This window comes from Acinetobacter sp. A47 (assembly GCF_000805455.1).
Classification (GTDB): domain Bacteria; phylum Pseudomonadota; class Gammaproteobacteria; order Pseudomonadales; family Moraxellaceae; genus Acinetobacter.
This window is the reverse complement of sequence record NZ_JSUS01000027.1, coordinates 12,816-25,867: the sequence shown is the minus strand read 5'-3', so window position 1 is coordinate 25,867 and position 13,052 is coordinate 12,816. Positions and strand designations below refer to the sequence as shown.

Sequence of the window (13,052 nt, the reverse complement as noted above, 5' to 3'; positions counted from 1 at the left end):
GCTGTATTATTTTAACGTGTTTTGAGGCGTGGATAATTAAAGATAATGGCAAGCACCGCACAAACCGCAAGAATCCAGCAATAATAAATATTGCCAATCAATTCAACCGGAGAAAGTTTGGCAATCGAACAGGCCAACAGTAGTTGCGCGCCGTAGGGGATAATCCCTTGAACCACACAAGAAAAGATATCCAGTAAAGCCGCACTCCGTTTAGGGGCAACCCCATACTCTTTAGCCACTTCACGTGCCATGTCGCCAGATAAAATAATCGCAACCGTATTGTTGGCTACAAATAAATTCGAGAAGACCACCAGAAAGCTAATACCCAGTTCACCAGCGCGTTGCTTGCCGAATTTAAACAGGCGGGTGATGGCATAGATGCGTTGAATCAGCCACTGTAAACCCCCTTCTTTTTGCATCAGGGCCGATAAACCACCCAGCAACATGGACAGTAATGCCACCTCAAACATGCTGACAAAACCCTCATAGATTGCACTGTTCAGCTTGAGTAGATCAAAATCCGGTTTTTCAAGCAGTCCCATCAGGCCGGATAAAATCACGCCGATCATCAGCACGGCCAGTACGTGCAGGCGGGTAAAAGCAAGAAAGAACACCGCCAGATAAGGCAAGATCAGCCAGAGATCATAGGCTTTGGCGGGAATGGCTTCTGCCTGATGGCTCATCAGGATATAGACCAGCAAGGTCAGGATCGCGGCTGGAACGGCAATCCAGACATTGACCCGGAATTTATCCCTCAGCTCAACATGCTGGCTGCGTGTTGCAGCAATGGTAGTATCGGAGATCATCGACAGATTATCGCCAAACATGGCTCCCCCGACCACCGCACCAATGGCATAGACAGGCGCAATATCTGTTGCCTGGGCAAAGCCAAAGGCAATTGGTGCACAGGCTGCAATGGTGCCCATCGAGGTACCCATTGCGGTGGCAATAAAGGCGGAAATGATAAACAGCATCGGCAGCACAAACTCGGCTGAAATCAGCGACAGACCGAGTTGTACTGTTGCATCCACACTGCCAATGGCACTGGAAACGCTGGCAAAGGCTCCTGCCAGCATAAACACCATAAACATCAGAATCAGATTGGGATGGCTGGCACCTTGCATAAACTCATCAATCGCCGTATTGAGTTTCTGTTTATACAGCAGAAGGGCGAGAATCACGGCTGGAATCGCGGCCACAGGTGCCTTGACCTGATAAAAGGCAAATTCCGTTCCGATCATTGAATGATACAGACCACTCCCAAGAAAGATGATCAAAAATACCAATAGCGGCAACAAAGCAAGGGCATTGCTTTGTACTTTTTCGGGAGAGTGGGCAGACATAAAATAAAAAGAAAACTTAAAAATTGCGGGTAGTATAAAGGAGCTTGGCGAAATTCTAAAATATTAGGGCATGTTGAGCTTTTGATCATGTCTGATGATAGAGGCCAAGACAACACCAACCGCATGAAACGCAGACAAGAGTAGCCTGTCAGGCAGTAACCCGGAGAGGGATGGAAGTTTTCGCCATAAGCCGGCCAGGCCGGGAAGCTGTATGTCGTAACAAGATTATATGATGGCCTGGAAGGGCGATATACGATCAGGCGTGCCTTGTACCTCCTATCAATGTCTGCTGGGGCAGGCTCAGGTAAAATCTGCCCAGCCACTAACTGATCTGCCTAAAATTAGGAAGCTTTGATCATTGAGAAATAATTCAAAATATAGATAAATGTATAGGGGCGGGTTGACCTTCTTACCATGCTGCAAGTATGGCTGAAACGTTAATGCCCCTTAAGGACTGTTGGAAGTCGCAAGATTCACTGTCGCAATCACGTCAAACTCTGTTCAATGAACAAAAAATAGCGTTACAATGCAGTGTTTTTTGTATGACCACAAACAACTCCTTAATTTATATAAATCAGGAAAGCATAATCCTATGTCACGTCTTGCCACTCGTTTTGAACAGCTTAAATCTCAGCAACGTAAAGCGCTTGTTTCTTATGTAATGGCAGGTGATCCACATCCACAGGTGACTGTTCCACTGTTACATCAAATGGTTGAAGCTGGTGTTGATGTCATTGAACTGGGTCTGCCGTTCTCTGACCCGATGGCGGATGGTCCGGTGATTGCCCTGGCGGCCGAGCGCGCTTTGGCTGGTGGAACCAACACGCTGGATGCCCTGGATATGGTGAAAGCCTTTCGTGAAAAAGACCAGACGACGCCTGTGGTGTTGATGGGATACCTCAATCCTGTTGAAGTCATTGGCTATGAAAAGTTTGTTGCTTATGCGAAAGACTGCGGGGTCGATGGTGTACTTCTGGTGGACTTGCCGCCTGAAGAATCTCAGCAATTAGGTGACGTTCTTAAACAAAATGGAATGGATCAGATCTTCTTGCTGGCGCCAACTTCAACCGATCAGCGGATCCAGCATGTCGTCAAACAGGCAAGTGGCTTTGTTTACTATGTGTCATTAAAAGGTGTGACCGGTGCAGCAACTCTGGATACCTCAGAAGCAGCAGCACGTATTGCAAAAATTAAAACCCAGACGAATGTGCCGGTGGGTGTCGGTTTTGGGATTAGTGATGCAGCGTCTGCAAAAGCGATGGGACAGGTTGCCGATGCCGTGATTGTGGGAAGTGCTTTCGTTAAATCTTTTGCAACATTGCCAGCCGATGAAGCTGCGCAACAGACGGTGAATAAAGTGAAGGAGCTTCGAGCTGCGCTCGATGAGTTAGTATGAGTCAAGAGTTAACATCAGGGAAGGTTCTTAGCCCTTCAACCCCTTGGACTGAGCGTGATGTCCCGGGTATTCAGGTCGCAGATGAACAGCAGACATTTAAAGCAACTTTCACTGAACCAACGATTGAATGCCCTGAGTGCCATGCACTGGTGACACGTACCGCCATGTCATTTAATGCCTATGTGTGTCCTCAATGTGATGAGCACCTGCGGATGCGTGCCCGTGACCGTTTGAACTGGTTCTTTGATCAGGTCAATGGTGAGTTAGGTCAGGAATTTAATGCCAAAGACCCGTTAAAGTTTGTGGACAGTAAGCCTTATCCGGACCGTATGCGTGAAGCACAGGACAAAACTGGCGAGACAGAAGCTCTTGTTGTCATGCAGGGTTCGCTGAAAGGACTGGATCTGGTTGCCTGTGCCTTTGACTTCGATTTTATGGGCGGTTCGATGGGTACGGTTGTAGGTGACCGTTTTGTACAGGCGGCTGAACGTGCTATTGCCCTGCATCAACCGATGATCTGTTTTGCTGCTTCTGGTGGCGCACGTATGCAGGAAGGCATGTTGTCCCTGATGCAGATGGCGCGTACTGCAGCTGCGATCCAGAAAATGAAAGAAGCACGCGTGCCTTATGTGGTGGTATTAACCCATCCGGTTTATGGTGGTGTAACGGCTTCACTGGCAATGCTAGGTGATGTACACATTGCTGAACCAAAGGCGATGATTGGTTTTGCCGGTAAGCGTGTGATCGAGCAAACGGTACGTGAAAAACTGGAAGAACCGTTCCAGCGTGCAGAATATTTGCTTGATCATGGTGTGGTCGATCAAATTGTTCATCGTCATGCATTACGTGATACTGTATACAGACTTGTTGCAAAACTGATGAACTTACCTTGAAACCGCACGCTCCACATTCAACGGATACATTAACTACATGGCTCGATTATTGGGGCCATGTTCATGTTACAGGCATTGATTTAGGTTTAGAGCGCGTTATTCCCGTCGCTGAAAAGCTGGGCGTAATGCAGCCTGAGGCAAAGGTGTTTACTGTCGCAGGCACCAATGGTAAAGGTTCAACTACAACAACCTTAGCTGCAATTTTAAATGCACAGGGGTACAAGGTTGGCCTGTACCAGTCGCCGCATATTTACCGTTTTAATGAACGGGTAAAACTGGCTGGAACAGAGGTCGATGACCAGAGCCTGATTAATGCCTTTGTACAGGTCGATCAGGCACGCCGTGAATGTGGCTTGAGCCTTTCTTTTTTTGAAGCAACCACTCTGGCTGCTTTTGTCATTTTTAAACAGCAGCAATGTGATGTCTGGGTACTTGAAGTCGGCCTGGGTGGGCGTCTGGATGTGGTCAACGTAATTGATCCGGATGTTGCGGTAATTACCAACATCGGTCTGGATCATGTCGACTGGCTCGGCGATACGGTCGAAAAAATTGCCTATGAAAAAGCGGGAATCATTCGGCCGAATATTCCGGTGATTTTTGCCGGACAGCAACAATTGCCACAAGCCATTCAAGATAAAGTGGCTGAAACCCAAGCCCGGTTATATACCCTCAATCAAGATTATTTCTATCAGTTAGATGCAGATGGGCAAAGCTGGTCATTTGCTACCTCTGGTACGACATTAAAGCTTCCTGTCGGTCAGCTTGCCCTGGACAATATTTCTACAGCAGTTGCAGCTGTGCTGGTAAGTGGGATCGGTATTTCGCAACAAGCGCTAGCAACCGGTATTGGGCAGGCACGTTTACAAGGCCGCTTTGAAATCAGGCAGATTCAAAATAAAACCGTCATATTTGATGCCGGACACAATGCTCACGGTGTCGAATTTTTATTGAAGCAGTTGCGAAAATTCCTAAAATACAATAAACAGTACACAGAAGTTGTCGCAGTATTTTCCATGTTGGCAGATAAAGACATTCCATCTGTCACCGATTTACTAAAAACAACAGTAAAAGATTGGTTTATTGCTAATTTAGATGTGCCTAGAGCCGCACCAGTGCAACAGATTCAAGCTGCATTGCAGGGGCAACAGGTCCATGAGTTCGGCAGTATCCAGCAAGCGTTTGAAACTGTGCTGAAACAAGGTAATAACAATCAGCTGATTTTAGTCTGTGGTTCGTTTCATACTTTAGAAGCGGTCTGGGAGTATTTAGAAGAATGTCGATGAATAACAAACAACGTTGGATGGGTGGCGTTGTTCTATTAGGAGGTGGTGTTTTATTGGCTGCATTACTTTTAAAAGGTAATGAAGAAATAGAGCAGGACCATACGCAAGATACCGTTACTCATCCTATTCCCAAAACAGCGCCTAAGCCTAAAACTGCTCAGCCTGCGCAAGAGGGTGAAATGGTTTCATTACAACCTTTGGCGGTTGATGTTGAAACAGAAAAGCGTTTGCTGGAAGAACAGCGTCGTTCGCGCGAAAAAGCGGTTGCCGAGCAAGAGGCCCGTGCAGCAGAGTTCTTAAAAATGCAGCAACAAGCCGAAGCAGCCGCAGCACGTAAGGCTGCTGAAGAATATGCTGCGATTAATGCGCGCCGTACGGCTGCACAGGAAAGCTCGGATAACATTCCGCCTGAACTGGTTGAAGATGCAAAAGCCAAGGCTAAGCGACTGGCGGATGAAAAACGCAAGGCCGATGAAAAGAAGCGGGCAGAACAGCTTAAGGCCGAACAGTTAAAAACAGCCCAGCAAAAGACCGATGCCGAAAAGAAGTTAGCAGAGGATAAACGTAAGGCTGAAGCAGACAAGAAGGCTGCAGAAGACAAACGTAAAGCAGATGCCGAACGTAAGGCGGCAGAAGACAAACGTAAAGCCGAAGCAGACAAGAAAGCAGCAGAAGACAAGCGCAAGGCAGAAGCCGAGAAAAAAGCGGCTGAAGATAAACGTAAAGCCGAAGCAGACAAGAAAGCTGCCGAGGACAAGCGTAAAGCTGAAGCAGATAAAAAAGCAGCTGAAGACAAGCGTAAGGCAGAAGCCGAGAAAAAGGCAGAAGCTGAAAAAGCTCGTGACCTGATGGAAAATGGCGATAAAAAATGGATGGTACAGGTAGCACTGGCTGCCAATCAGGCCAATGCAGATGCTGTGGTATCGAAATTACGTGCTAAAGGTTATAAGGTCACGACCAGTCCGACTTCTAAAGGAATCCGGATCATGGTCGGGCCAGCCAAAGACCGTGATACGGCCGATGTCACCCGTAAAAAGATTACTTCTGATGAAAGTCTGAATATGAAGTCTGCCTGGGTGATTGACTGGGTTCCACTTGACCAGCGTTAAATGAAACCCGGCTGCCTGAAAGTGATCAAGATGGATTTGACAGTTGCTGTTGAATCCATTTTACATTTTCAGGGCTGAGTAAATGGTCGATGTTTTTCCAGATGACATGGAAGCCATAGCCGCCTTGCTTCATTTCTTTGACCGCTTCCTCAATCGTCCAGTGTTCAAAAATAATGCGATACATGGCAATGGTTGCACCTGTACGGTCTGAGCCATGATAGCAATGAATCAGGACTTTTTGATTATTCTGTTTGGCCGTTTGAATGGCACGCATTGCTTGTAATAAATCATTGCGATTGATCGCCCAGGTATAAATAGGTATATGGACCAGATTAAATGGCTGGTCCTTGAGTACCTTGGCATCTTCGTTGCGAGCGCGAAGGTTGATGACCGTATCAATGTTGTACTGTTTTAAGCTTGGAATTAATTGGCTGCTTGGTTGATCGCTGCGAAATACATCAGCGCTGATCTGATAAAAATTATGAGTTGCCGAGATGAGTGTCCCCCAGTTGCTGGGGCGTTGTTCCTCATCCAGACTTGGATGTTTCATACAGCCGCCCATGCTGAGGGCAGAAATCAGGGTCAGGGTGACGAGAGTTTTTTTCATAAGACGGAGCGATAACGCTTGAATTCAACAGGATCGTGCGCACAAATTAACTCAATAGATGCTTCATGTTGAGCCAGATATTGTAAGCGTTTGAGATTATGCAGACGTTGCTGGTTGTCTTCGGCCAACAAGCGCTCGGTAAGATCGAGTGCCCTGAGTTTATTTTCAGGGTTCAGTTCCAGATGGGAAAAATAGGCATCGCCGCAGAACAGTATCCAGCCTTCGGTTTTTTTTATGGCAATCCCGCTATGCCCGAGTGTATGTCCTAACAAGGGAACCATCAAAATTTCATCTTGAAAAAATGGTAGGCCTTTCACCTGTTGCAGGTTGAACCATGTTTCACCATCGTGATGTTCGGCAAAACTCCAGTACCGGTGCTGTTTAAACTGTTCGGTCTTATAACGCAGTTTGCCTTTACCGGATAATGTCTGGGTTGCATTAAACTCAGAAGCCAGCACATGCACGGTTGCATGGGGAAAATCTGCAATCCCGCCAGCATGGTCAAAATCCAGATGCGTCACAAAAATATGTTTGACCTCGTTGGGACTAAAACCGAGTTGCTGAATTTGTTGAATGGCACTGAGTTTCAGGTTGGGTACAATTGAGCCAAACCGTGAAAGTAGGTTGCCTAAACGTTGTTCGGTATGTAAATAGTCTTGCACTCCCAAGCCTGTATCAACCAGCACCAGTCCCCGATCTGTTTCAATCAATAGGCAATGGCATACCAGATGGGCTTTCCAGCCCTTTTGCCCAAATAAAGGAGCGCAGACCGGACAGAAGCTGCCGCAATGCAGATGATGAATGTTATAGATCATGATGGTTTTTATTGTGTTTCAGATTGAACCATTCTTATAACGTATGCACTGAAAAAATACCAAAACAAATTTGAGGGATAAATAAAAACAGCCTGTCATCTGACAGACTGTCTTATCTTGCACGGCAATTCAAGCCTTCGCTTCAGTCGCTTCGTTCACAGCATAGCTGTTCACCTTCTTGCGAAGCTTCAGCCGCTTCTCAGGAACGAGCGTTGCTCGTTTGATCCTCACTCAGGCTGGGGGGTGAGTCGTAAATAAGGTTTGACGGCCTTATAACCTTTCGGGAAGCGCTGTTTGATTTCTTCCTCATCCTTTAATGACGGCACAATCACTACATCTTCGCCTTGTTGCCAGTTTGCCGGTGTCGCGACTTTATGGTTATCGGTAAGTTGCAATGAGTCGACCACACGCAACACTTCATTGAAGTTACGCCCGGTAGACGCAGGGTAGGTAATGATCAGACGCACTTTTTTATTCGGATCAATAATGACCAATGAGCGAACGGTTAGGGTTTCGCTGGCATTGGGATGAATAAAGCCATACAGTTCAGATACTTTACGGTCTTTATCGGCAATGATGGGGAAATTCACCGTGGTGTTCTGGGTTTCGTTAATATCCTGAATCCAGCCTTTATGTGATTCAACATCATCTACAGAAAGTGCAATCGCTTTTACGCCACGTTTGTCAAATTCATCTTTCAGTTTGGCAGTATAACCCAGTTCAGTGGTACATACGGGGGTGTAATCGGCCGGGTGAGAAAACAGGATGCCCCAACTGTTGCCTAAAAACTCATAAAAATCAATCTGGCCTTCACTGGATTCTTGCTGGAAATTCGGGGCGATATCGCCTAAACGTAATGTCATGATCAGTCCTCTATCGTTTTTTCTGTGTCATCTTTCCATCCAATATGCCGCATCTGCTTTATAAATAAAATTATTGTTTTTGTATTTTGTTATGAGTTTTTGAGATATTGCTTATTGATCTTGTTAAAAAATGATCGGAAATTCACATTCAAGTCGATGTAAGTTAAATGCAAATTTGCTACATTAACGCACTTTAGTTGCTTAATGTCAGAATCGCCTCGCAGATTTTTTTACCTGTTTGGATGCAAAGCACTTGTAGTTCTTATTTCTGGCACCATAATAACAGCTAAGAAAAAATTAACCGACCTAGGGTAAGTCGCTGTTGGCCTACCTTATAACAAACAGGATTAGAGAGTTTATTCATGTTGGCAAGTCTGATCGGAGGTATCTTCGGTACAAAAAATGAGCGTGAGCTCAAACGCATGCGTAAAATTGTTGAACAAATCAATGCGCTCGAACCGACGATATCTGCTCTTAGCGATGCAGACCTCTCTGCGAAAACTCCAGAATTCAAACAACGTTTTAGCAATGGCGAAAGTCTAGATAAATTATTGCCAGAAGCCTTTGCCGTTTGTCGTGAAGCTGCGAAGCGTGTCATGGGCATGCGTCATTATGATGTGCAGCTGATTGGTGGTATCACCTTGCATGAAGGTAAAATTGCCGAGATGCGTACTGGTGAAGGTAAAACCCTGATGGGAACCCTGGCCTGTTATCTCAATGCATTAAGTGGGCAGGGTGTTCACGTTATTACCGTGAACGATTACCTGGCACAGCGTGATGCCGAGTTGAACCGTCCATTATTCGAGTTTCTAGGCCTAAGCATTGGCGTGATTTATTCGATGCAGATGCCGGACGAAAAAGCACAGGCTTATAAGGCTGACATTACTTACGGAACCAACAACGAATTTGGTTTTGACTATCTTCGTGACAATATGGTGTTTTCTCTACAAGAGAAAAAACAGCGTGGCTTAAGCTATGCCATTATCGATGAGGTCGACTCGATCCTGATTGATGAGGCGCGTACACCATTGATCATTTCGGGTCAAAGTGAAGACTCGTCTCAGCTATACCAGCTCATCAACAGTATTCCGCCAACCTTGCGTCCACAGAAAGAAGAGAAAGTGGCTGATGGGGGCCATTTCTGGGTGGATGAAAAGCAGCGCTCAGTCGAAATGACAGAAATCGGTTATGAAACCGTAGAGCAGAAACTGATTGAAATGGGGCTGTTGGCAGAAGGTGAAAGTCTGTATTCGGCCACCAACCTGAATCTGGTGCATCATGTAACTGCGGCGATTCGTGCACATTATCTGTACCAGAAAAACGTGCATTACATCATTGGGATCAATCCTCAGACGCAAAAAGAAGAAGTCATTATTGTCGATGAGAGCACGGGTCGTACCATGCCGGGACGTCGCTGGTCCGAAGGTCTGCATCAAGCGGTTGAAGCCAAGGAAAACATGGAAATCCAGCCAGAAAACCAGACGCTGGCAACCACAACTTTCCAGAACTATTTCCGTCTGTATAAAAAATTATCCGGTATGACCGGTACCGCAGATACAGAAGCTGCGGAGATGAAAGAAATTTATGGTCTGGATGTGGTGATTATTCCAACTCACCGTCCAATGATCCGTAAAGACCATAATGACCTGATTTACCTCAACCGTAATGGTAAATACACGGCCATTATTGAAGAAATTACCAGAATTCGTCAGCAGGGCGTGGCGCCGATCCTGATTGGTACAGCCACCATTGAAGCCAGTGAAATCCTGTCTGCCAAGTTATTGCAGGCAGGCATCCATCATGAAGTGCTGAACGCAAAACAGCATGAACGTGAAGCAGATATTATTGCACAGGCCGGTAGCCCGAATGCGGTAACCATCGCAACCAACATGGCAGGTCGTGGTACCGACATCTTGCTTGGCGGTAACTGGAAGGCAAAACTGGCCAAAATTGAAAACCCGACCCCTGAAGATGAAGCGCGTTTACAGGCGCAGTGGGAAAAAGATCACGAAGACGTATTAAATTCGGGCGGTCTGCATATTATCGGTTCCGAGCGTCACGAATCGCGTCGTATTGATAACCAGCTGCGTGGCCGTGCCGGTCGTCAGGGTGACCCGGGTGTATCGCGTTTCTATCTGTCACTTGAAGATGACCTGATGCGTATCTTTGCCGGAGACCGTGTGGTGGCCATGATGCGTGCCATGGGCTTACAGGAAAGTGAGGCGATTGAACACAAGATGGTGAGCCGTTCCATCGAAAATGCCCAGCGTAAGGTTGAAGCACGTAACTTTGATATTCGTAAGAACCTGTTGAAGTACGATGATGTCAATAACGAACAACGTAAGATTATTTATTCGCAACGTGATGAAGTGCTTGCAGAAAGCACACTGCAAGACTATATCGAAGAGATGCACCGTGAAGTGGTAACAGGCCTGATCGCCAACTTTATTCCACCAGAGTCGATTCATGACCAGTGGGATATTGAAGGACTGGAGGCTGCACTGCAGTCTGATCTGGGGATCGAGCTTCCTGTCCAGCAATGGTTAGACCAGGACCGCCGTCTGGATGAGGAAGGGCTGGTCGAGCGTATTTCAGATGAGGTGATTGCGCGTTATCGCCAGCGTCGTGAGCAGATGGGTGAAGAGTCAGCTGCCATGCTTGAGCGTCACTTCATGTTAAATTCGCTGGATCGTCACTGGAAAGACCATTTGGCGGCGATGGATTATTTGCGTCAGGGGATTCACTTACGTGGTTATGCCCAAAAGAACCCTGAGCAGGAATACAAGAAAGAAGCCTTCAACTTATTCGTGAACATGTTGGGTATTATTAAATCTGACGTGGTGACCGATTTATCCCGCGTTCATGTCCCTACAGCTGAAGAGCTGGCAGAGATGGAAGCGCAGCAGCAACGTCAGGCCGAGTCTATGCGTCTGTCATTTGAACATGATGATGTCGATGGCCTAACCGGTGAAGTGACGGTTTCAGAGGAAACTGAAGGCTTTACAGACAATGCACCATTCCCGGTACCGGAAAGCCGTAATGCTCCTTGTCCATGCGGTTCAGGTTTAAAGTATAAGCAGTGTCACGGTAAAATCTAAAGCTGTCTGTTAGATCGGACCAGAAAAGCAGGGCATAAGGCTCTGCTTTTTTTACGAGAAATAACTTGAGTCATGGGCAGCTTTGTAGTTTCATTATTGGACTTACAGATCTTGATTGAATTCGCATTAAAAGCGGGAAGACAATGAAAAAACCATTACAACTTTTAATTTTAGCAAGTGCTGCGGTGTCAGGTTTTGCATTTGCAGCTGAAGCTCCACAGACGACGACTGTTGATAAAGTATTGGCCGCCAAAGGGAGCAATACCGCAGAGGCACAAGTGAAACGTGAAGTGACAACTGTGGTTAGTCCTCGTACCGGTATCCGCTATACTTTAGGTGACATTGGTAATCGTCCGATCGTATTGCAAACTGCTGCAATCGCACCTGCAAATTCAGCTAATATTAACCGTATTGTGGCTTCTAACCCGGCATTATCGGCACAAAGCCAGGAAAAAGCCAAAATCGCCTTGATTGGTGAAACTGCAGTACAGGCAGCCAATGCAGCAGCTGCACAAACTGCGACCACGCAGACAGCTCAAGCTAACTAATTGCCATCTGCTTGGAACAAAAAAAGAGATGCCATCCGGCATCTCTTTTTTTATTGAAGCTTGTAATTATAAAAAGCTTGGAAGCAAGATCAGACCAATCAGGACAGCAAACAGCAACCACTTCGATACATAATAGAGTGGACGATTACGCTGCTTCAGGCCACGGCCATAATGATGCACGGCATAACCATATTTAAAAATACGGTTGATAAAGCCGGTCTTGTCCTGATCGTCATTGGGTGAGCTGGCAGCAGACATGACATTACGGCCAAACCAGTGATTGAACTTTTGTGCCCAACCCCATTTCATTGGTCGTTCAATATCACAAAACAGGATGATTCGTGTTTCATTGGTTTTATTTTCGGCCCAGTGCACGAAGGTCTCATCAAACACGGTGGCTTCACCATCACGCCAGCTATAGCGCTCCTGGTCGACTTCAATAAAGCAGTCATCGCTATTTGGTGTGACCAGACCCAGATGGTAGCGTACCGAACCTGCATAAGGATCGCGGTGTTTGCCCAGATAACTACCGGAAGGCAGCTCGGTAAACATGGCCGCTTTGACAGAAGGAATGCTTTCCAGTAAGGCGACAGTTTTTGGACAAAGCTGTTGTGCGGACGGATGACTATCCTGATACCATTTCAGATAAAAGCGTTTCCAGCCACGTTTAAAAAAGGTATTAAAACCCGCATCATTATTTTTTTCAGAGGCTTTAATCTGGTTCTGTAGCTGAATGGCTTCCTCGCGAATCACCTGCCAGTTATCTTGCAGTGGTTTGAGTTCCGGGAACTGGGCCACGTCAAAGAAGGGTTGGTTCGGCAATTTGGAAAAGCCGGTCATAAACATGTTGATCGGCGCTAAAAAAGTCGAATGGTCGAATAATTGTCGAGATGCTTTCAAGCGCTCTTTACCGCGTAAATAGGTATATAAGAAGCTGACTAAAAATACGGCAACGATAATCACTGCGTACATAACACAATCGTCTAAGAAAAAATAAAGGCGGTTATTTTAGCACAAAAAATATTTGGAAGAATGTAATCGCAAAAGCAACTTTATAAGATAAAAAGGTAAAAACTGAATGGTATTTCAGATGATCT

General features: G+C 46.2%; 11 protein-coding genes. 6 read left to right on the top strand and 5 right to left on the bottom strand.

The features are described 5' to 3' along the window. Nucleotides 1-11: 11 nt before the first annotated feature. Nucleotides 12-1,343 carry a Na+/H+ antiporter NhaC family protein gene (locus OC23_RS05950; RefSeq protein ID WP_038343528.1) on the bottom strand — a complete coding sequence of 444 codons (1,332 nt, stop codon included), beginning with the start codon at nucleotides 1,341-1,343 and terminating at the stop codon, nucleotides 12-14. 592 nt (nucleotides 1,344-1,935) lie between these two features. On the opposite strand from OC23_RS05950, the gene trpA reads away from it, so the two are divergent. From trpA to OC23_RS05930, 4 genes are read left to right on the top strand one after another with little or no spacing between them, the layout of a single operon-like run. Continuing rightward, the gene (trpA, locus tag OC23_RS05945) at nucleotides 1,936-2,739 is read left to right on the top strand and encodes a tryptophan synthase subunit alpha (protein WP_038343527.1); all 804 of its coding nucleotides are present in this window, start codon (nucleotides 1,936-1,938) and stop codon (nucleotides 2,737-2,739) included. Beyond that, on the top strand, nucleotides 2,736-3,632 hold the full coding sequence (accD, locus tag OC23_RS05940; RefSeq protein WP_038343526.1) for an acetyl-CoA carboxylase, carboxyltransferase subunit beta: 897 nt from the start codon (nucleotides 2,736-2,738) through the stop codon (nucleotides 3,630-3,632). Before trpA ends, accD begins: the two co-directional genes overlap by 4 nt. Continuing rightward, nucleotides 3,629-4,915, top strand: coding sequence for a bifunctional tetrahydrofolate synthase/dihydrofolate synthase (gene folC, locus OC23_RS05935; protein ID WP_038343525.1), 1,287 nt, complete (start codon nucleotides 3,629-3,631; stop codon nucleotides 4,913-4,915). Before accD ends, folC begins: the two co-directional genes overlap by 4 nt. Continuing rightward, nucleotides 4,906-6,024 (top strand): SPOR domain-containing protein, encoded by a 1,119-nt coding sequence (locus OC23_RS05930; protein ID WP_038343524.1) that lies wholly within the window; start codon nucleotides 4,906-4,908, stop codon nucleotides 6,022-6,024. Before folC ends, OC23_RS05930 begins: the two co-directional genes overlap by 10 nt. 25 nt (nucleotides 6,025-6,049) lie before the next feature. On the opposite strand, the gene OC23_RS05925 is transcribed toward OC23_RS05930, so the two are convergent. The 3 genes from OC23_RS05925 to OC23_RS05915 all read right to left on the bottom strand — a co-directional run bounded on the left by OC23_RS05925 (nucleotide 6,050) and on the right by OC23_RS05915 (nucleotide 8,309). Next, a complete protein-coding gene (locus OC23_RS05925) occupies nucleotides 6,050-6,631 on the bottom strand; it encodes a dual specificity protein phosphatase family protein (protein WP_038343522.1) in 582 nt (193 codons plus the stop codon). Next, nucleotides 6,628-7,446, bottom strand: coding sequence for an MBL fold metallo-hydrolase (locus OC23_RS05920; RefSeq protein ID WP_038343520.1), 819 nt, complete (start codon nucleotides 7,444-7,446; stop codon nucleotides 6,628-6,630). Before OC23_RS05920 ends, OC23_RS05925 begins: the two co-directional genes overlap by 4 nt. A 227-nt stretch (nucleotides 7,447-7,673) precedes the next feature. Further along, complete coding sequence (locus OC23_RS05915) at nucleotides 7,674-8,309, bottom strand: peroxiredoxin (RefSeq protein ID WP_038343519.1); 636 nt, start codon at nucleotides 8,307-8,309, stop codon at nucleotides 7,674-7,676. 362 nt (nucleotides 8,310-8,671) lie between these two features. Between OC23_RS05915 and secA the strand changes: the two genes are divergently transcribed. Together secA and OC23_RS05905 are read left to right on the top strand one after the other, a co-directional pair. Continuing rightward, the gene (gene secA / locus OC23_RS05910) at nucleotides 8,672-11,407 is read left to right on the top strand and encodes a preprotein translocase subunit SecA (protein ID WP_038343518.1); all 2,736 of its coding nucleotides are present in this window, start codon (nucleotides 8,672-8,674) and stop codon (nucleotides 11,405-11,407) included. A gap of 143 nt (nucleotides 11,408-11,550) precedes the next feature. Further along, entirely contained in the window at nucleotides 11,551-11,955 is a 405-nt protein-coding gene (locus OC23_RS05905) for a hypothetical protein (protein ID WP_038343517.1), read from the top strand. 66 nt (nucleotides 11,956-12,021) lie between these two features. Here the strand turns inward: OC23_RS05905 and lpxO are convergent, their stop codons facing one another. Beyond that, nucleotides 12,022-12,927, bottom strand: coding sequence for a lipid A hydroxylase LpxO (gene lpxO / locus OC23_RS05900; protein WP_038343516.1), 906 nt, complete (start codon nucleotides 12,925-12,927; stop codon nucleotides 12,022-12,024). Nucleotides 12,928-13,052: the final 125 nt, after the last annotated feature.

Coding starts and splice junctions, on each gene's coding strand:
- secA (WP_038343518.1), top strand. CDS start 8,672: ATGTTGGCAAGTCTGATCGGAGGTATCTTCGGTACAAAAAATGAGCGT.
- trpA (WP_038343527.1), top strand. CDS start 1,936: ATGTCACGTCTTGCCACTCGTTTTGAACAGCTTAAATCTCAGCAACGT.
- accD (WP_038343526.1), top strand. CDS start 2,736: ATGAGTCAAGAGTTAACATCAGGGAAGGTTCTTAGCCCTTCAACCCCT.
- OC23_RS05930 (WP_038343524.1), top strand. CDS start 4,906: ATGTCGATGAATAACAAACAACGTTGGATGGGTGGCGTTGTTCTATTA.
- OC23_RS05925 (WP_038343522.1), bottom strand. CDS start 6,631: ATGAAAAAAACTCTCGTCACCCTGACCCTGATTTCTGCCCTCAGCATG.
- lpxO (WP_038343516.1), bottom strand. CDS start 12,927: ATGTACGCAGTGATTATCGTTGCCGTATTTTTAGTCAGCTTCTTATAT.
- OC23_RS05905 (WP_038343517.1), top strand. CDS start 11,551: ATGAAAAAACCATTACAACTTTTAATTTTAGCAAGTGCTGCGGTGTCA.
- OC23_RS05915 (WP_038343519.1), bottom strand. CDS start 8,309: ATGACATTACGTTTAGGCGATATCGCCCCGAATTTCCAGCAAGAATCC.
- OC23_RS05950 (WP_038343528.1), bottom strand. CDS start 1,343: ATGTCTGCCCACTCTCCCGAAAAAGTACAAAGCAATGCCCTTGCTTTG.
- OC23_RS05920 (WP_038343520.1), bottom strand. CDS start 7,446: ATGATCTATAACATTCATCATCTGCATTGCGGCAGCTTCTGTCCGGTC.